A 17,773-nucleotide genomic window follows, 5' to 3' on the forward strand; every position below is an offset into this window, starting at 1 on the left:
TCCGTAAGGCCTTGCGCGAAGCGCCATGGCACAAGCGAGAGCGCTCCGAAAGATCGCGCGGTTCTAATGAGGCTTCGCAGGGGCAATGCTTGTTTGCAACACCCCCGCAAAAACTTAAAACTCGGCGACTGATTGAGAACAAGGCAGTTGAATCCCGAACCTTTTCCGGTAAATCCCGAGCCGCAAGTTAGGGGAGTCTCAAAATGAAGATCAAGAACGCTCTGGCGTCCATCGCGGTGGCCAGCCTTGCAATTGCCCAGCCGATCGCGGCCAGTGCCGCTCCGGCGAGCGTCGAGCGTTCGAGCTCGGTCAGCTCGGAAAACGAAGCGGTCAGTGGCGTGAGCAATCTGTGGATCGTGTTCGCAGCGCTCGGCGTGACCGCACTGCTGATCGTGCTTCTGACCGACGGCAGCAAGGATCCGGTCAGCCCGTAACGCTGGCTGAGCGAATTCGAATTTGGAGAGGCCCGCCGAAACGCGGGCCTTTTTTTTGTCGCGACCGGTGCGGGAGGGGTTGTTGCGCTGGCCCGCTTGCCCCTCCGCCACGCCTCCGGTGCGCGCCACCGCCGCGAGACGAGCTCGGGGAGGATTGACTACTTGCTTGGAACTGAGAACGTCCCCGAAACCCGGCCGCTCTGCGTGCCTCGGGGTCCGGCTCCACCGTCGACGGTGGAGAGGCCGCTGTCGAGATCGATGACCAGACGCCCGCCATTGAGTGTGTCGGTGCCGCGCCGGAGCGAAACCCCGCCGGACAGAATGATGACGCGCTGGTTGAAGTCGTAGACGCCCGCCGCCCCCTTGGCGGTCTCGTCACCGCGCGTCACCGTTACGCCACCGGTCGCGTCGATGCGCTGGATCTGCAGCGATTCCTCGTTGGTGTAGGCAACCGTAGTGCGCGCCGCGGTCAGCTTCAGGTCGCCCTGCGTGATAACGACATTGCCCGACAGGATGACCCGGCTTTGCCGGCCCTGCAGCTCGATCCTGTCGGCCGCATAGTTGACCGGCTGGTTCGAATTGAACCCCGCAATTCCCTGGGCCCCCGCCAGCGAAGAAAAGCACAGCGCGACGAGGGCTGCCGCGGCAAAGGCGCCGGCAAACGAGCGCGCGGCGAGACTGGAGAGCGAACGATTGCTGACGGTCATCGTGCAGTCCTTACGCGGGCGGCGGGTTCATGCAAGGCCATGGTCACGGCATCCTCATCTGACCGGGCACCATCCGCAGTCTGGCGTTCCCGTCGAGCGCGACCACCCGTTCTTCGAGGTTGGCTTCCAGCCGGTCGGCCGAAAATGTCCCTGCCGGAACCGAACCTTGGATTCCACCGGCTCCCTGGACCGTGCGGTTGGGCAAGTCGATCGAGACGTTGCGCATGACCATGTTGTAGCCATCCGCGGCGTTGAAGCGCACCACGCCGTCGATCGCCACCCGCTGGTCCTCGATGTAATAGCGACCCGCCGGGGCGACGAGCAGCGCCGGGCCACCCGTGAGCTGCATCTTCGCGGTCAGGTTCGAAAGCTGGACGACGGGGTCGGCCGCGCTGCGCTGCACCGCCTCCCCGGCCTGGAGCGTGAAGGGGCGATCCTTGTTGTCTCGCCCACGATACATCGCGTTGTCGACGCGCAGGCGGTCCTCCGCAATGTCGGCCTTGTTGCGATCCAGCATGAAGCTGACCTCCCCGCGCGGACCGAGCGGCGTGATCAGCATGAAGGCGGCCACGACACCCACCAGCGCAGGCAGGCCAACCGCCAGCAACCGGATCGTCCGGTCGAACGAACCGCCCGGTGCGGCAAACGCCCGGCGCCGGTCCCTGATAGTGTCGGCTTGCTGGCTCATCGCTCCTTGCCGGTAAACCTCTGGCCCGGTCAGGCCGTAAACTCAGTCGTGAGTGAAAATGTCCTTGTCGGCCCAGCCGGAGAGATCCAGCCGGACGCGCGTCGGCAGGAAGTCGAAACAGGCCTGGGCCACTTCGGTGCGGCCCTCGCGGGCCAGACGCTGCTGGAAGATCTCCACCATGCGGTGGAGGTAACGCACGTCCGAGGCGGCATATTCTCGCTGCGCGTCGTTGAGGACCGGGGCGCCCCAGTCGCTCGACTGCTGCTGCTTGGAGATTTCTTCGCCGAGCAACTCACGCACAAGGTCCTTCAGCCCGTGACGGTCGGTATAGGTCCGCGTCAACTTGCTGGCGATCTTGGTGCAAAACACCGGGGCGGCCATGACGCCAAGGTAATGCTCGATCGCCGCCAGGTCGAAACGCGCGAAGTGATAGAGCTTCACCCGGGCCGGATCGGCCAGCACGGCCTTGAGGTTCGGCGCCTCGTAAGCGCTGCCCACGGCAAAGCGGACGAGATGTTCGTCACCCTGCCCGTCGCTGATCTGCACCAGGCACAACCTGTCACGCGGGGTGATCAGACCCATCGTTTCGGTGTCGACCGCGACCGGCCCGGGCGCGAGGACGCCTTCGGGGAGGTCTTCTTCGTGAAAATAGATTGCCATTCCGGGCAGCCTTAGGCGGATTGGGGATAGAGGGAAAGAGGTGCTGGCCGCCCGCGTCCCCGGCACCTAGTTTCGCGAGCATGAGCGAGATTGTCCCCGAAAGCTGGCGCCCGGCGCTGGAAGCCGTGCTGCAGACCCCGGAGGCGCGGCGGCTGGGTGGCTGGCTCAAGCAGGAAGAGGCGAACGGCAAGGCGGTCTATCCCCCACGCGGCCTGCGTCTGCGCGCGCTGGAGCTGACGCCGCTCGACGAGGTGCGGGTCGTGATCCTGGGGCAGGATCCCTATCACGGGCCCGGACAAGCGCATGGCCTGTCGTTCTCGGTGCCCGAGGGCGTGCAGGTGCCGCCTTCGCTGGTGAACATCTACAAAGAGCTGGAGAGCGACCTTGGCGTTGCCCGGCGTTCGAGCGGGAATCTTGAACATTGGGCTAAACAAGGTGTGCTGCTGCTCAACAATTCGCTGACAGTGGAGGCGGGCCAGGCCGGGAGCCACGCGGGGAAGGGCTGGGACGCGATAACCGATGCGGCGGTAGCCGCGGTCGCACGGCAGGAGGCGCCCAGTGTGTTCATCCTCTGGGGCAACCACGCAAGGAAAAAGGCCGCTCGGGTACCCGAACTGGGGGCAGGGACGCGGCATCTGGTACTGACGTCGCCGCACCCCAGCCCGCTCTCCGCGCATGGCGGATTTTTCGGTTCCAAGCCGTTCAGCCAGGCCAATGCCTTTCTGGAAGCGCAGGGGCGGGGCGCGATCGCGTGGTGAAGGCACACCGGCTTGTCTCGGGGCGGATCTAGGCCTCGGCCAGTCCCATCCACTCGTAAGCCGACATCTCCGGCCCGCTCTCGTTGACGGTCGTGCGGCGCATGTCGCGGCGGTACTCGTTCGACAACAGCGGCGTCGCGGCGTGCATCGTGCAGCGGTTGTCCCAGATCACCAGGTCGTATTGGCGCCAGTGGTGGCGAAACACGAACTTGTCCTGCGTCGCGTGGGTATAGAGGTGTTCCACCAGCGTCTCCCCCAACGTCTCGTCCAGGCCGATCACCCCGATGCAGTGGCCGCCGACATAGAGCGCCTTGCGGCCGCTCTGCATCTGACGAACGAGGGGATGATCGACCCGTGGGAAGGGGATTATCTTGCGCATCTCGGGCGTGATCTCGCCCTTCAGGCCCGCACGGCGCCGTCCCTCCCAGAAATCGTGGATGCCGATGAGATCCTCGATCTGACCCTTCGTACTGCCGGGCAAGTCGTCATAGGCAGCGCGGGCATCGGCGAACATCGTATCGCCCCCAGCTTCAGGTGGCGGGGTTTCGTGGCCGAGCAGCAGCGACCACTTGGTCGGCATGGCGTGGAACGAACTGTCGGTGTGAAACCGTTCGGCACCCTGGGCCAGCTTGTAGCCCTCTGTCCCGTAGGCGATGATTTCGCCGTCCTTGTCGATGTTGCCGGCGTAGAACAGCTCTAGGTCGATCGCCCGCTTGCCTTGCGGTCGCGCCGCTCCGGGTATGCGGCTGGGAATCTCGAGCGGACCGAAAGCGCGGCTGAAGCGCTTGTGCTGCTCATCGGTAATCCGCGCATCGCGTATCACCAGCACTCCATATTGCGCCATCGCCGCTTCGACGGTTTCGACCAGCTCGGCATCGGGCTCGCGGGTAAGGTCGGCGCCCGTGAGCTCAGCCGCGAAGAGGGGGTGCAGCGGGGATACGTCCATGCGCGCTAAATAGTTGATTGGAACAACTGTTGCAAAAGGAACCGCTACGGACGACATCGTCAGGTGTGGGAAAGGCTCTCGATTGGGGAATCCTCGAAGGATCGGTCGGGCCGCGCGTGCGGCTGTTGCGCAACGCCTTGTCGGCGCGCTCGATAGCGGTTTCCGCGCCTTATCGATTGCCGACCGGTTCGCTCACGGTTCTAGCCCTGATCGCCGCCAATCCGGGTAGTTCGCAGAGCGCCTTGGCCAAACGGTCGGGCCTCAACAAGTCTGCGCTGGTCGGGATCGTCGACCAGCTAGAGACGCGCGGGCTGGTCGAGCGCGGGCGCGTGGCGAACGACCGGCGACGCTATCAGGTCTCGGTCACGGCCGAGGGCGAGCGGACGATGCAGGCGTTGTTTGCCGAGGTGGATGCCGCGGAGGGGCAGATTCGAGCCGCCCTTGGCGTGCGCGACCTGGCGACGCTTTTGGCCTTACTGGACCGGGCGATCGAGGCGTTGGAGGGCTGACGTCGCCCCGTCAGGGCAACTGGGTGCCATGCGTCTCGCGAACCGGGATTCCCGACGGATCGAAACCGTCGAGGCAGAACACGTTGATCCCGTAGTGATCGGGCAACATGCGTTTCCGGTGAAAGGGATAGATGCCGCAAGTGCCGCAAAAGAAGTGGCGGGCGACTCCGGTGTGGAAGCGGTATTCGCGCAACGCACCTTCACCCGCGAGCAGCTCGAAGTGATCCTCGTGGACCGCCACCATCAGCGCATTCTTGCGGCTGCAGATCGAGCAGTCACAAGTGGTCAGCTCGGGGAAGTCCGTGGTTACGGCAAAGCGCACTGCGCCGCAGTGGCAGCTTCCTTCGTAGCGGGCTGCCTGGCGGGAGCTCATTTGGTCTGACCTCCCGCCCTATTCTCAGCGCGGAAGTTGGCTCACGCCCATCAGCGCTTCGTCCACCGCGCGGGCGCACTGGCGGCCCTCGCGGATGGCCCAGACGATCAGCGACTGGCCCCTGCGCATGTCGCCGCAAGCAAAGACGTTGTCTTCCGAAGTGGCGTAGTCGATCACGTTGGCATCGACATTGCCACGCTCGGTCAGCTTGACGCCCGACTGGGCGATCATGCCCGGCTTCTTGGGGCCGAGGAAGCCCATCGCCAGGAAGATCAGATCCGCCTTGATCACGAACTCGCTGTTCGGAACTTCCCTCATCTGCCCGTCGACCCACTCGCAGCGGGCGCACTTGAGGCCGGTGACCTGGCCGTTCTCGCCCACCACTTCCTTGGTCAGGACCGACCAATCGCGATCGACGCCTTCCTCGTGGCTTGAAGAGGTGCGCAGCTTCATGGGCCAATCGGGCCAGGTCAGCTGCTTGTTTTCCTTTTCGGGCGGCTTGGGCATGATCTCGATCTGGGTCACGCTCTTGGCACCCTGGCGGTTCGAAGTGCCGACGCAGTCGGAGCCGGTGTCGCCACCGCCGATCACGATCACGTCCTTGCCGGTAGCGACGAGCGTGCCACGCGGGGCTGCGCGTTCTTCGGCGTCGCCGGCGTTGCGCTTGTTCTGCTGCGTCAGGAACTCCATCGCCAGGCGCACGCCCGGCAGCTCGGCGCCTGGAATGGTCAGCGGCCGCGCTTCCTCAGCGCCGCCCGCCAGGACCACAGCGTCGAAGTTCTCGCGCAGCGACTTCATCGAGACGTCGACGCCCACTTCGGTGCTGGTCTTGAAGGTCACACCCTCGGCTTCCATCTGCACGGCGCGCCGGTTGATGAGGTGCTTTTCCATCTTGAAGTCGGGAATGCCGTAGCGGAGCAGGCCGCCCACGCGGTCGGCCTTCTCGAACACCGTCACCGAGTGGCCCGCGCGAGCAAGTTGCTGAGCCGCAGCGAGGCCAGCGGGGCCGGAGCCGATCACCGCAACGCTCTTGCCGGTCTTGTGCGCGGGCACTTGCGGCTCGATCCAGCCTTCCTTCCACCCGCGATCGACGATGGCACACTCGATCGACTTGATGGTCACCGGCTGGTCGATGATGTTCAGCGTGCAGCTCGCCTCGCACGGAGCGGGGCAGACGCGGCCGGTGAATTCCGGGAAGTTGTTGGTCGAATGCAGGTTGTCCAGCGCCTCGCGCCAGTCGCTCTCGTAGACCAGATGATTCCAGTCCGGGATCATGTTGTTCACCGGACAGCCGTTGTGACAGTAGGGAATCCCGCAATCCATGCAGCGCGCTGCCTGGTTCTTGATGCCCTCTTCGCTGTGGGGGACGACGAACTCGCGATAGTGGCCGATCCGTTCCTTCGGATCCGCGTAGCCACGATCCTGCCGCTCGACTTCGAGGAAGCCTGTTACCTTACCCATGTCGTGTAACCCTTACTCAGCCGCGACCGTGGCGGCTTCTTCGCGCTCGGCTTCGAGCTGCTTCAAGGCGAGCGCGTAATCGCGCGGCATGACCTTGACGAACTTCGAAAGCGCGTTGTCCCAATCATCGAGCAGCGCCGCGGCCCGCTTCGAACCGGTGTGGAGCTTGTGCCGCTCCACCAGGATCCGCAGCCGCTCCGCATCGTGGCGCAGCATGTCGCCCATGCCCGCGTCATCGACATGGCTGGCGCGCTGTTGCGGCAGGCCTGTGCCTTCGTCATCGCTGACGTTGGGGTCGATGGTCACGAGGTCGACCATGGCGAGGTTGCAGCGATCCTTGAAGCTGCCATCCTCGTCATAGACGTAGGCAATGCCGCCCGACATGCCCGCGGCGAAGTTGCGCCCGGTACGGCCGAGCACGGCCACCACGCCGCCGGTCATGTATTCGCAGCCGTGGTCCCCGGTGCCCTCGACCACCGCGACGGCGCCCGAGTTACGCACTGCGAAACGTTCACCCGCGACACCGTTGAAATAGGCCTCGCCCGCGATCGCACCGTAGAGCACGGTGTTGCCGACGATGATGTTGTCCTTCGGATCGCGGTCGACATGGGCCGGCTGGCGCACGATCACGCGGCCGCCCGACAGGCCCTTGCCGACGTAGTCGTTGGCATCGCCGACCAGGTCGAGCGTGACGCCGTGGACCAGCCAGGCGGCGAAGCTCTGCCCCGCGACCCCGGTGAAGGCGATGCGCAGTTGATCGGGCTTGAGGCCACCGTGTCCGTGCTTGCGGGCAATCTCGCCGGAAAGCATCGTCCCGACGGTACGGTTGACGTTGCGGACCTTGCGCTCGAGGACGACGGTCTCGCCGTTGTCGATCGCCGAACGCGAGGCCGCGATCAGCTCGTTGTCGAGCGCGGCGTCGAGGCCATGGTCCTGCGTGCCGGTCTGGTAGAGCGAGTGACCTTCAGCCGGCGGCACCTGGTGCAGCAGGCGCGAGAGATCGACGCCGTCGGCCTTCCAGTGGCGGATCGCCTTGTTCATGTCGATCCGGTCGACCCGGCCGATCATTTCCTGGACGGTGCGGAAGCCCATCTCGGCCATGATCTGGCGCAGCTCTTCGGCGACGAAGAAGAAGTAGTTGATCACGTGCTCGGGCTGGCCGGTGAAGCGAGCGCGCAGAACCGGGTTCTGCGTGGCGACGCCGACCGGGCAAGTGTTGAGGTGGCACTTGCGCATCATGATGCAACCGGCGGCGATCAACGGGGCGGTGGCGAAGCCGAACTCGTCCGCGCCAAGCAACGCGCCGATGGCGACGTCGCGACCGGTGCGAAGGCCCCCGTCGACCTGCACCGCGATGCGGCTGCGCAGATCGTTGAGCAGCAGGGTCTGCTGGGTCTCGGCAAGGCCGATCTCCCACGGGCTGCCCGCGTGCGTCAGGCTGGTTAGCGGCGAAGCGCCGGTGCCGCCTTCGTAGCCAGAGATCGTCACGTGGTCGGCGCGCGCCTTGGATACGCCCGCAGCGACCGTGCCGACGCCGACTTCGGACACCAGTTTGACCGACACGCGCGAGGCCGGGTTCACGTTCTTGAGGTCGTGAATAAGCTGCGCGAGGTCTTCGATCGAATAGATGTCGTGGTGCGGCGGCGGGCTGATCAGGCCGACGCCCGGCGTCGAGTGACGGGTCTTGCCGATGATCTTGTCGACCTTGTGGCCGGGCAGCTGACCGCCCTCGCCGGGCTTGGCGCCCTGGGCCATCTTGATCTGGATGTCGTCGGCGTTGACGAGGTACTCGGTGGTGACGCCGAAGCGGCCCGAAGCGACCTGCTTGATCGCCGAGCGCATGGTGTCGCCGTTGCCAAGCGGCTTGAAGCGCTTCGGATCTTCCCCGCCTTCGCCGGTGTTCGACTTGCCGCCAATGCGGTTCATGGCGATGGCAAGCGTGGTGTGCGCTTCCCAGCTGATCGATCCGTAGCTCATCGCGCCGGTGGCGAAGCGCTTGACGATGTCTTCGGCGGATTCGACCTCGGAGATGTCGAGCGGCTTATCGGCCTTCTTCAGCTCCATCAGGCCGCGGATCGTCAGCAGGCGTTCGGACTGCTCGTTGATCGACTTGGCGAACTCTTCGTAGTTCTTGAAGTCGTTGCCCCGCACCGCGTGCTGCAGGCTGGCGACCGAGCTCGCCGTCCAGGCGTGATCTTCCCCGCGCAGGCGCTGCTGGTAAATGCCGCCGACGTCGAGCATCTTTTCGTAGATCGGGTTGTCGCCATAGGCGGCCTGGTGGCGGCGCACCGCTTCCTCGGCCGCTTGCTGGAGGCCGATGCCTTCGATCGTCGTCGCGGTGCCAGTGAAGTACTTGTCGATGAACGCGCTCGACAGGCCGACCGCGTCGAAGATCTGCGCGCCGCAATAGGACTGGTAGGTCGAGATGCCCATCTTGGACATGACCTTGAAGATGCCCTTGCCGATGGCCTTGACGTAGTTCTTCCGAACCTGCTGCGGCTCGAGCTCGGGCAGCTTTTCCTGGCGAATCTGCTCAAGCGTTTCGAACGCAAGGTACGGGTTGACCGCTTCCGCGCCGTAGCCGGCCAGGACGCAGAAGTGATGCACTTCACGCGCTTCGCCGGTCTCGACCACAAGGCCGGTCTGCATGCGCAGGCCCTGGCGGACGAGGTGGTGGTGGACTGCCGCGGTGGCGAGCAGCGCCGGGATCGGGATGCGGCCCGGACCTTGCCCACGGTCGGACAGGATCAGGATGTTCCGGTCCTGCAGCACGGCCTCTGTTGCGGCCCAGCACATTTCCTTCAGCGCCATCTCGAGGCCGTCGGCCCCGGTGGTGGCATCCCAGGTGATGTCGATCGTCTCGGTCCGGAACGCGCCGTCGAGCACCTTCTCGACCGAGCGGATCTTCTCGAGATCGGTGTTGGTCAGGATCGGCTGATCGACTTCGAGACGCTTGTGCGTGCCGGCTTCCTGACCCAGCAGGTTCGGGCGCGGGCCGATCATCGAGGTCAGGCTCATCACCAGTTCCTCGCGGATCGGGTCGATCGGCGGGTTGGTGACCTGGGCGAAGTTCTGCTTGAAGTAATCGTAGAGCAGGCGCGGACGGCGGCTCAGCACCGCGATTGGCGTGTCGGTGCCCATCGAGCCGAGGGGATCGTCGGCCTGCGAGGCCATCGGTTCGAGGAACTTGGTGATGTCCTCTTGCGTGTAGCCGAAGGCCTGCTGGCGCCTAAGAAGTTCCTGGGCTCGCAAGCTGGTTACTTCCTCGCGCACAGCTTCCTTGTCGCTCTCGATCGCTTCGAGATCCTTGAGCTTGTACTGCGCCTGGTCGAGCCAGCGCTGGTAGGGCTTGGCCCTGGCCAGGTCCGCCTTGAGCTCTTCGTCCTCGACGATGCGGCCCTGCTCGAAGTCGATCAGCAGCATCTTGCCCGGCTGCAGGCGCCACTTGCGGACGATGTCCTCCTCGCGGAAGGGCAGCACGCCGCTTTCCGAAGCGAGGCAGACGATGTCGTCACGAGTGATCGAGAAGCGTGCCGGACGCAGGCCGTTGCGGTCGAGCGTGGCGCCGATCTGGCGGCCGTCGGTGAAGGCGACCGCTGCCGGGCCGTCCCACGGCTCCATCAGGGCGGCGTGATATTCGTAGAACGCGCGGCGCGCCGGATCCATCTGCGGATTGCCGGCCCAGGCTTCAGGGACGAGCATCATCATCGCATGGCTGAGGCTGTAACCGCCGAGCAGCAGCAGCTCGAGCGCATTGTCGAGGCACGCCGTGTCGGACTGACCGTGCGGAATGATCGGCCAGAGCTTGTCGAGGTCGGCGCCGAGCAGCGGCGATTCCATCGTGCGGCGACGGGCGTTCATCCAGTTCACGTTGCCGCGAACCGTGTTGATCTCCCCGTTATGCGCCATGAAGCGGTACGGGTGCGCCAGCTTCCAGCTCGGGAAGGTGTTGGTCGAGAAGCGCTGGTGGACGAGGCCAAGCGCGCTGGTGCACAGCGGATCGCGCAGGTCGTCGTAGAAGCTGCCGACCTGGTTCGCCAGCAGGAGGCCCTTGTAGACCACGGTGCGGCTGGAGAAGCTCGGCAGGTAGAGCTGGGTGATCTCCGGCAGGTTGTGCTTCTCCGCCAGTTCGGCCAGCGGGTTCTGCGTCTGCTTGCGGATCACGATCAGCTTGCGTTCGAACGCGTCCTGGTCGGCGCAGTTCTCGCCCCGGCCGACGAAACACTGGCGGATCACCGGCTTCGAGGCGAGCACCGCCTTGCCCAGGCCATCATCGGTGGTCGGCACGTCACGCCAGCCGATCAGCGTCTGACCTTCCTTGGCGATGAACTTTTCGAACTGGCTGGTGATGAACTCCCGCGCTTCGTCGTGCTGCGGAAGGAAACACATCGCCACGGCGTAGTCGCCCAGCGGCGGCAGGGTCAGGCCTTCGCCTTCGGCCCAGCGGCGGTAGAGCGCATCGGGAATCTGCACGAGGATACCGGCGCCGTCGCCGAGCAACGGGTCCGCACCCACCGCGCCGCGGTGGTCCAAGTTGGCCAGAATCTCGAGCGCCTGGCTCACGATCGCGTGCGATTTCTCGCCCTTGATATGGGCAACGAAGCCCACTCCGCAGGAGTCATGCTCGTTGCGGGGATCGTAAAGGCCCTGGGGCGCGGGGTACTCGGTCAAACTCGTCTTCCTGTCTCCGTCCGGGCGGCCACAGCCTCGCTTCGGCGCCAGCCCAGTGCGGCAACGAAGCGCGACTCACCCGGCACTGGGTGCCTTCAAAAATGTCGCGAGGGACCCCCATGGCGACAGGAAGGTGTTTTTGCAAGTTTCCGGTGAAGCCGAAAATGGCGCTTTTCACCCGCAGCAGCGTGCAGATCGCGTCAGTGATGGCCGCTCAGCTGTTGCAGCTTGGCCAGGGCCGCCCGCAGAGATTCCTCGGCGTCGGCGGTATCTCGCCGTTCTAGCACCGCTTCCAGCTCGTGCGTGGGTTCGATTTCGGCGCCCGGTTCCGCTTCGCCGTCGTCGATACGAATGAAGTCGGACCTTGGCGGGGCAAAGGGATTCTTCATCTCGATCAGCGAGCCATAGACATCGTCGGCCTCTGCTTCCGCATCGGCTTCCAGCTCCGGTTCTTCTTCGACCGAAAGATGCGAAGGGTGCACGAAAGCGGCCGTATGCATCGGAACGGAGAATCCCGGCGCAGGGGCATCGTCTTGGGCCTCGACGTTCAAATGATGCAGCCAGTCGAAGAACGGCGGGGGCTGAACCGCTGGCTCTTCCTCTGCGGGCGGCGGCGTAACCGGAGCCAGGCGCGGGGCGGGAGGCTCTATCTCCAGGGCCGTGGGGCGGGAGTGTGAGGGCCGCCGAGCGGAAGTCAGCCATTCGCTGCGTCTGCGCACGGTGTCGGCAAAGCGTTCCACAAGTTGTGTGATGTCGAGCTCGTCCAAGGACGAACTCGGCGTCGTGCGCACGACAGGTTTGGGGGCGGAAGCGTGAGTCAACTCGGGTTGAGATTCAAGCTCGGCCTCAACCACAGCCGCGGCCTCGGGCCGGAACTCCGGTTCAGGTTCGGGCTCACGTTCAGGTTCAGGTTCAGGCCATTCCGACGCGTCAACCTTCTCTGGCTCATCGAACGGTTCGACCGTCTCGACAACATGCGTTATTTCGAGGGCTTCGGCCGTCGCATTTGCTACCTCTAGCGGCTCTTCGAAGACCTCGTCGTCCCGCCGCCATTCATGGAATCCTGGCTCAGGCAGCGAATCCTCCACGCCGGGCGTCTCGACCCGGTGATCGGAAGCCTCGTCATGCGCCGGCGCATGGTCATATCGCGGTTCGGCGTCCGGACCGATGCGTTCGGCGGCCGACCCCAGATCGGCAACCGCCAGCGCGCGGCGACGGAGCGGATGAGTCGTCGAGGCTCTTTCGCCGGGCTCCTCCCCAGCAACGATGTCGGTCGCGACGTTGAACATGGCGCGGCGATCCGCCCGTGAGCGCCGCGCCGTTTCGTCGGGAGTACCCGCTCCGGCCACCCGGCGCGCAATTCTGAATCCCAGCGCAGCGCCGGCAGCGCCGAGGACGACAGCGACCATCACTTGCGAAGTGAGGCCGAGCGGAGGCGTGGCCGCGGGCACCCATGTGGCGATCCCGGAACTCTCCAACAGGCGTTCGAGCAACGCGGTCGGAATTAGCAGACCGCCAAGTCCCAGCAGCGCCGTAAACCAAAGTGCCACGATCGCCGGAAAAGCCGAGTGCCGGGTGATCGAACCCGAACCGGACGGCGCCGCGACGTTATTGAGACTTCTCTTAGCCATGCTGTCCTTGATCGTGCCATTGCTGGCCTCCCCCGTCACGCAGCCGCCGGGATGGGGAGGGTTTGTCCGAGACCTAGAAGTCCCTGGTAAATGACCTGATAACGGCGAGCATTCCGCACCCAATCATGACGTTCTGCGACATGCGCGCGTGCGGCCTCCCGTATGACCGGCCACTCGTCCCGCCGCGCGAGGAGCCCGGCTAACTCGCGGGCGCAGTCGGTAGGATCGTCGGGTGCGAACAGGGCTCCGGTGATGCCGTCGGCGATAAGCTCGCGATGGCCGCCCACCGACGATGCCGCGACGAGTTTGCCTTGTGCCATCGCCTCAAGGGGCTTGAGCGGCGTGACCAGGTCGGTCAGGCGGCTCGCCTTCCGTGGATAGGCCATGATGTCGCACAGCGAATAGTAGCGCTCGACTTCGCCGTGCGGCACGCGCCCGACGAAGCGGATGGCGGAAGCCGCGGAAGAGGCCTCGGCCCGTCGGCGCAAGTCTGCTGCCATGGGGCCGCCGCCGACCATGAGCAGTCGGGCCTGCGGCTGCTTCGCCAACAACGCCGGCATCGCGTCGATCAAGTCATCGAGCCCTTCGTAGTCGTAGAAACTGCCGATGAAGCCGATCACAGGCCCTTCGCCCAGGTCCAGATCGCGGGCCAGCGGCTCGTCGCGCGGGATGGGCGAGCCGAATAGCTCGAGGTCGACGCCGTTGGGCATGATCCCGATCTTGTCCGCCGGAACGCCGCGAGCGGTCAGATCGTCGCGCAGGCCGCGGCAGATCGTCACCACGGCGCCGGCTCCCGCGATGACCCGGTTCTCGAGCCCGCGTGTCAGGCGATATTTGAGCGACCGCTCGCGTCCCTGGCCGTTACCGACGGCGGCGTCTTCCCAGAAGGCGCGGATTTCATAGACCAGCGGCAGCCGACGCTGGCGAGCGACGCGTAGGGCCGCCGCGCCGCACAGAGCCGGCGAGTGGGCGTGCAGCACATCGGGCCGCCATTCTTCCACCAGCTTGTCGATCGCCCCCGCCAACGCGACGATTTCGCGCCATTCCCGCAGGCCGGGGAGGCCCGCGCTTTCGCCAGGGGTTCGGTGAAAGGTCAGACCGTCGGCCCGCTCGACATCGGGCCCACCCGATTCATGGCGCAGGCTGGTAATCCCCCGCACCTCGAGCCCGTTGGCAATCTGGGCCTTCATAAGGGCGCGCGTGCGGAAGGTATAACCGCTGTGCATCGGCAGCGAGTGGTCGAGAATGTGGAGGACCCGCATGATGGCCCACCGATGCCACGGTAAACTTAACGGCGCGTCAACCGAACGGGGTTACTTCCTGCCGACTTGAGCTCCCAGGGAAGACCGGGGTCCGGGTTTGGTCGATATCTTCACTCTCGCGCTGACGCACGGCCTGCTGGCCGTTGCCGTCTGGCGCCTGCTGTTCAGGCCCGACCTCGACAGCGAGGAAGGTACCGACAAGCGCGACCGTCCCTGGTTGCGCAAGCGCGGCGGAGCCGCCGAAGCGAGCGCGGCCGATGATTGACATCGCCCTGCTGGGTTTCATCGCGCTGGTCCTCACGCTCGGCTTGAAGCGGCCGTTCGTGTGGGTCCTGGCCTATATCTATATCGACGTGGTCGCTCCGCAAAAGATCGGCTGGGGCATCATTCAGTCGGTCCCGGTTTCGATGATCGCCTTCGTGGCGGCCTTCGGGGGCTGGCTGCTGCTCGACGACAAGCACGGCAGCCGCGTCACCTTGCGCCAGGCGCTGGTGGGATTGCTGCTCGGCTGGTGCTTCTTTACTACCCAGACGGCCGACTTTCCGGTCGAGGCGGCGACGAAGTGGGCCTGGGTATGGAAGGCCCTGGTCTTCGCACTGTTCCTGCCGCTGACCCTGCGAACGCGCCTGAGGATAGAGGCCGCAGTGCTGGTGATGGTGCTGTCGATCGCGACGATCATCATCAACGGCGGCATCAAGACCGCACTGGGGAGCGGGGGCTATGGCGCCTTGTCGCTGCTCGTGAACGACAACACCGGGCTTTACGAAGGCTCGATCCTGTCGACCGCGGCGATCGCCGTGATTCCGCTCGTGCTGTGGCTGGCCCGGCACGGGACGGTGTTCAAGCCCGACCGTTGGGTCAAACTGTTCGCCGCGGCACTGATCTTTGCCTGCCTGCTTATTCCGATCGGCACGGCCGCGCGTACCGGGCTCGTTTGCATCGGGGTGCTTGGCGTGCTCCTGCTTCGTTCGGCGAAGCGCCGGGTCCTCTACGCTTCGCTCGCCAGCGGCGCGCTGCTGATTGCGGTTCCCTTCCTGCCGCAAAGCTACCTCGCGCGGATGAACACGATCGCGGACCACGACAGCGACGAGTCCGCCTCGACCCGGGTGCAGGTGTGGAAGTGGACGCTCGACTACGTCGCCGAAAAGCCGCTCGGTGGCGGGTTCGACGCCTATCGCAGCAATAAGTTCACCTACGAAACCCGCACGATTGTCAACGAAGGCAACAACAGCATCGTCAAGTCCCAGGTCGTTACCGACCACGGGCGCGCCTACCACTCTTCCTATTTCGAGATGCTCGGCGAGCAGGGTTGGCCGGGGCTGTTCCTGTGGCTTCTGCTCCATGGACTGGGCCTGTGGCAGATGGAGCGCATTCGCTGGCTGTTCGGCGGGAGGAAGGCGGACGGCGCGGACGGTGCCACCACCTGGCAGTGGGGCCTCGCTACGGCCTTGCAGCAAGCGCAGGTCATCTACCTCGTGGGGGCGCTGTTCGTCGGCATCGCCTATCAGCCGTTCATCTTCATGCTGGTCGGCCTGCAGTGTGCGCTCTGGTCCTATGTGCGGCGCACCGAGCACCGGCCCACCAAGGCGCAGTTCCGCCGCTCGTCGACCGAGAAGCCGATCCCGGCAACGAGTTGATCCCGGGCTTGCCCAAGAGCACCCGCTCGCGCGATAAGGCGCATGATGGATGCGCAGCCCGCCTTGGGCATTGCCGAGATCCTCGGCATTGCCGCCAGCATGAGCCTGCTCGCAGGGTGGCGGCTCTACGTGGTGGTTCTCGCCACCGGGATCGCCATGCGCACGGGGACGATACCCCTGCCCGAACACCTCATGGGCCTGCAGATCCTCGCCAACCCCTGGGTGATGGGCGTGGCCGGGATCGGCGCGCTGTGCGAGTTCTTCGCCGACAAGATCGCGTGGCTCGACAGTATCTGGGACGCAGTGCACACCTTCGTGCGTCCCCTGGGAGGGGCGCTACTGGCGCTCGCCATCGTCGATCCTTCCGATCCGGCGACGCAGGCGATAGCCTTTCTCCTTGGCGGGGGCGGGGCGTTGCTGGCCCATGGCGGCAAGGCCGGAGTGCGGGCGGTGGTCAACACCAGCCCCGAGCCGGTCAGCAACGTCGCGGTCTCGACCGTGGAGGACGTGACCACCTTCGGATTGCTGTGGCTCGTGTACGAGCATCCCTACATCGCCGCCGGGGTAGCGGTAGTCCTGCTGGCGTTGACAATCTGGCTGCTGCTGCTGGCGCGCAAGGTCATCCGCAGCCTGTTCCGGCCGCGTCCTCCGGTCGATCCTTCGGTCTGATCATCCCCGCGCGTTGGCGCGGATCCAGTCTTCCACCACCGGGGCGATGCGCGTGCGCCACTTGCTGCCGTTGAAGATGCCGTAGTGGCCCACTTCCTCGGCCAGGTAGTACTTCTTCTTCGCCTCGGGCAGGTGCTCGGCCAGGTCGAGCGCGGCACGGGTCTGGCCGATGCCGGAGATGTCGTCCCGCTCCCCCTCGATGGCCAGCAGGGCGGTGTCGCGGATGGCGTCGGGGTCGATCGGCTTGCCCCGATGCACGAACTCACCCTTCGGTAGGCTGTGCTTCTGGAACACATGCTCGATGGTCTGGAGATAGAACTCGGCCGTCATGTCGCAGACCGAGAGGTATTCGTCGTAGAACCGCTTGGTGGCCGCGGCGCTTTCCTGGTCGCCGAGGGTGAGATGTTTGAACATCTCGTAGTGGCTCATCATATGGCTCTCGATGTTCATCGAGAGGAACCCGGCGAGCTGCAGGAAGCCCGGATAGACCTCGCGTCCCGCCCCCGGATAATTGAAGGGCACGGTGGCGATCACGTTGCCGGCGAACCAGCTCAGCGGCCGGGCCATGGCGACGTCGTTGACCGATGTCGGGCTGGCGCGGGTGTCGATCGGCCCGCCCATCATGGTCAGCGAAGCGGGGCGGCAGGGATCGTTTTCGGCCGACATGACCGCCGTGGCGGCGAAGGCCGGAACCGAAGGCTGGCACACGGCGAGCACATGGGTGTTCTCGCCGACGAAACGCAGGAACTCGATCAGGTAGTCGATATAGTCGTCGAGGTCGAAATGCCCGGCATCAACCGGCACCATCTTCGCGTCGGCCCAATCGGTGATCCAGATTTCCTGGTTCTCCAGCAGACGGGCGACCGTGCCGCGCAGAAGGGTGGCGTAGTGTCCGCTCATCGGCGCGACGACGAGGACCTTGGGCGAGCCCTTGGGCAGGCCTTTCCGCTTGAAGTGGCGCAGGCTGCCGAACGGCTTTTCCAGCACCACGGTTTCCTCGACCGCATGATCTTTGCCATCGATCTCGACCGACTTGATGTTGAAGACCGGCTTGCCGCGTTCTTCATAAAGGTGGGCGAAGACCTGCAGCGCGCTCGCGATGATCGGGCCGGTGCCGAAGTAGCCCATCGGCAGCGCCGGATTGTTCAGGAGTTGCGCGCCTATTGCCGCCCAGTTGCCCGCGCTGCTCAGCAGCGACTTCTGCATTTCATAGGCGTGGTAGAGCAATAGAGGTCCCCTGTCGGAGTTGGCCGTGAGAATGGCGCGATTAGACTCCCTTCAGCGTTAAGTTGCAACGCACCATTCGAGACCGTCATTTCGCCAACCCCGCCAAATCGAATGATGCCGGAGCCATTGCCGCGCCGCCT

The 17,773-nt window shown here is 65.1% G+C and carries 16 protein-coding genes; 6 read left to right on the forward strand and 10 right to left on the reverse strand.

The annotated features are described in order from the left end of the window. The first annotated feature begins 203 nt into the window (after positions 1-203). Positions 204-434: a hypothetical protein gene (locus KK137_RS13985; RefSeq protein WP_214537151.1), complete on the forward strand. Its 231-nt coding sequence runs from the start codon at positions 204-206 to the stop codon at positions 432-434. A 158-nt stretch (positions 435-592) separates the two neighbouring features. Here the strand turns inward: KK137_RS13985 and KK137_RS13990 are convergent, their stop codons facing one another. From KK137_RS13990 to KK137_RS14000, 3 genes are read right to left on the reverse strand one after another with little or no spacing between them, the layout of a single operon-like run. Next, positions 593-1,141: an LptA/OstA family protein gene (locus KK137_RS13990; protein WP_214537152.1), complete on the reverse strand. Its 549-nt coding sequence runs from the start codon at positions 1,139-1,141 to the stop codon at positions 593-595. Positions 1,142-1,184: 43 nt separating this feature from the next. Next, positions 1,185-1,829 (reverse strand): LPS export ABC transporter periplasmic protein LptC, encoded by a 645-nt coding sequence (locus KK137_RS13995; protein WP_214537153.1) that lies wholly within the window; start codon positions 1,827-1,829, stop codon positions 1,185-1,187. Positions 1,830-1,871: 42 nt separating this feature from the next. Further along, the gene (locus tag KK137_RS14000; protein ID WP_214537154.1) at positions 1,872-2,489 is read right to left on the reverse strand and encodes a ribonuclease D; all 618 of its coding nucleotides are present in this window, start codon (positions 2,487-2,489) and stop codon (positions 1,872-1,874) included. Positions 2,490-2,569: 80 nt separating this feature from the next. Here KK137_RS14000 and ung point away from each other — a divergent pair, with 80 nt between their 5' ends. Continuing rightward, entirely contained in the window at positions 2,570-3,247 is a 678-nt protein-coding gene (gene ung, locus KK137_RS14005) for a uracil-DNA glycosylase (protein WP_214537155.1), read from the forward strand. Between the two features lie 28 nt (positions 3,248-3,275). Here the strand turns inward: ung and KK137_RS14010 are convergent, their stop codons facing one another. Further along, a complete protein-coding gene (locus KK137_RS14010; RefSeq protein ID WP_214537156.1) occupies positions 3,276-4,193 on the reverse strand; it encodes a TauD/TfdA dioxygenase family protein in 918 nt (305 codons plus the stop codon). Positions 4,194-4,258: 65 nt separating this feature from the next. Between KK137_RS14010 and KK137_RS16675 the strand changes: the two genes are divergently transcribed. Further along, on the forward strand, positions 4,259-4,702 hold the full coding sequence (locus tag KK137_RS16675) for a MarR family winged helix-turn-helix transcriptional regulator (protein WP_214537157.1): 444 nt from the start codon (positions 4,259-4,261) through the stop codon (positions 4,700-4,702). A gap of 10 nt (positions 4,703-4,712) precedes the next feature. On the opposite strand, the gene KK137_RS14020 is transcribed toward KK137_RS16675, so the two are convergent. The 5 genes from KK137_RS14020 to KK137_RS14040 all read right to left on the reverse strand — a co-directional run bounded on the left by KK137_RS14020 (position 4,713) and on the right by KK137_RS14040 (position 14,103). Further along, on the reverse strand, positions 4,713-5,075 hold the full coding sequence (locus KK137_RS14020; protein WP_214537158.1) for a GFA family protein: 363 nt from the start codon (positions 5,073-5,075) through the stop codon (positions 4,713-4,715). A gap of 24 nt (positions 5,076-5,099) precedes the next feature. Beyond that, entirely contained in the window at positions 5,100-6,536 is a 1,437-nt protein-coding gene (locus tag KK137_RS14025) for a glutamate synthase subunit beta (protein WP_214537159.1), read from the reverse strand. 12 nt (positions 6,537-6,548) lie between these two features. Further along, positions 6,549-11,207 carry a glutamate synthase large subunit gene (gltB, locus tag KK137_RS14030; protein ID WP_214537160.1) on the reverse strand — a complete coding sequence of 1,553 codons (4,659 nt, stop codon included), beginning with the start codon at positions 11,205-11,207 and terminating at the stop codon, positions 6,549-6,551. A 200-nt stretch (positions 11,208-11,407) separates the two neighbouring features. After that, positions 11,408-12,838, reverse strand: coding sequence for a hypothetical protein (locus KK137_RS14035; RefSeq protein ID WP_214537161.1), 1,431 nt, complete (start codon positions 12,836-12,838; stop codon positions 11,408-11,410). Between the two features lie 35 nt (positions 12,839-12,873). Next, positions 12,874-14,103 carry a TIGR04063 family PEP-CTERM/XrtA system glycosyltransferase gene (locus tag KK137_RS14040; RefSeq protein ID WP_214537535.1) on the reverse strand — a complete coding sequence of 410 codons (1,230 nt, stop codon included), beginning with the start codon at positions 14,101-14,103 and terminating at the stop codon, positions 12,874-12,876. Positions 14,104-14,197: 94 nt separating this feature from the next. Between KK137_RS14040 and KK137_RS14045 the strand changes: the two genes are divergently transcribed. The 3 genes from KK137_RS14045 (at position 14,198) to KK137_RS14055 (ending at position 16,406) form a co-directional block, all read left to right on the forward strand. Continuing rightward, complete coding sequence (locus KK137_RS14045) at positions 14,198-14,365, forward strand: hypothetical protein (RefSeq protein ID WP_214537162.1); 168 nt, start codon at positions 14,198-14,200, stop codon at positions 14,363-14,365. Beyond that, positions 14,358-15,737, forward strand: a complete 1,380-nt coding sequence (locus tag KK137_RS14050; RefSeq protein ID WP_214537163.1) for a putative O-glycosylation ligase, exosortase A system-associated — start codon at positions 14,358-14,360, stop codon at positions 15,735-15,737. Before KK137_RS14045 ends, KK137_RS14050 begins: the two co-directional genes overlap by 8 nt. A gap of 63 nt (positions 15,738-15,800) precedes the next feature. After that, a complete protein-coding gene (locus KK137_RS14055; protein WP_214537536.1) occupies positions 15,801-16,406 on the forward strand; it encodes a DUF4126 domain-containing protein in 606 nt (201 codons plus the stop codon). On the opposite strand, the gene KK137_RS14060 is transcribed toward KK137_RS14055, so the two are convergent. Further along, positions 16,407-17,633 (reverse strand): polyhydroxyalkanoate depolymerase, encoded by a 1,227-nt coding sequence (locus KK137_RS14060; protein WP_214537164.1) that lies wholly within the window; start codon positions 17,631-17,633, stop codon positions 16,407-16,409. It lies immediately after the preceding gene. Between the last annotated feature and the right edge of the window lie 140 nt (positions 17,634-17,773).

The sequence above is a fragment of the Croceibacterium selenioxidans genome (assembly GCF_018599195.1).
GTDB lineage: Bacteria > Pseudomonadota > Alphaproteobacteria > Sphingomonadales > Sphingomonadaceae > Croceibacterium_A > Croceibacterium_A selenioxidans.

Coding starts and splice junctions, on each gene's coding strand:
- ung (WP_214537155.1), top strand. CDS start 2,570: ATGAGCGAGATTGTCCCCGAAAGCTGGCGCCCGGCGCTGGAAGCCGTG.
- KK137_RS13990 (WP_214537152.1), bottom strand. CDS start 1,141: ATGACCGTCAGCAATCGTTCGCTCTCCAGTCTCGCCGCGCGCTCGTTT.
- KK137_RS14000 (WP_214537154.1), bottom strand. CDS start 2,489: ATGGCAATCTATTTTCACGAAGAAGACCTCCCCGAAGGCGTCCTCGCG.
- KK137_RS13985 (WP_214537151.1), top strand. CDS start 204: ATGAAGATCAAGAACGCTCTGGCGTCCATCGCGGTGGCCAGCCTTGCA.
- KK137_RS14010 (WP_214537156.1), bottom strand. CDS start 4,193: ATGGACGTATCCCCGCTGCACCCCCTCTTCGCGGCTGAGCTCACGGGC.
- KK137_RS14020 (WP_214537158.1), bottom strand. CDS start 5,075: ATGAGCTCCCGCCAGGCAGCCCGCTACGAAGGAAGCTGCCACTGCGGC.
- KK137_RS14035 (WP_214537161.1), bottom strand. CDS start 12,838: ATGGCTAAGAGAAGTCTCAATAACGTCGCGGCGCCGTCCGGTTCGGGT.
- KK137_RS13995 (WP_214537153.1), bottom strand. CDS start 1,829: ATGAGCCAGCAAGCCGACACTATCAGGGACCGGCGCCGGGCGTTTGCC.
- KK137_RS14050 (WP_214537163.1), top strand. CDS start 14,358: ATGATTGACATCGCCCTGCTGGGTTTCATCGCGCTGGTCCTCACGCTC.
- KK137_RS14025 (WP_214537159.1), bottom strand. CDS start 6,536: ATGGGTAAGGTAACAGGCTTCCTCGAAGTCGAGCGGCAGGATCGTGGC.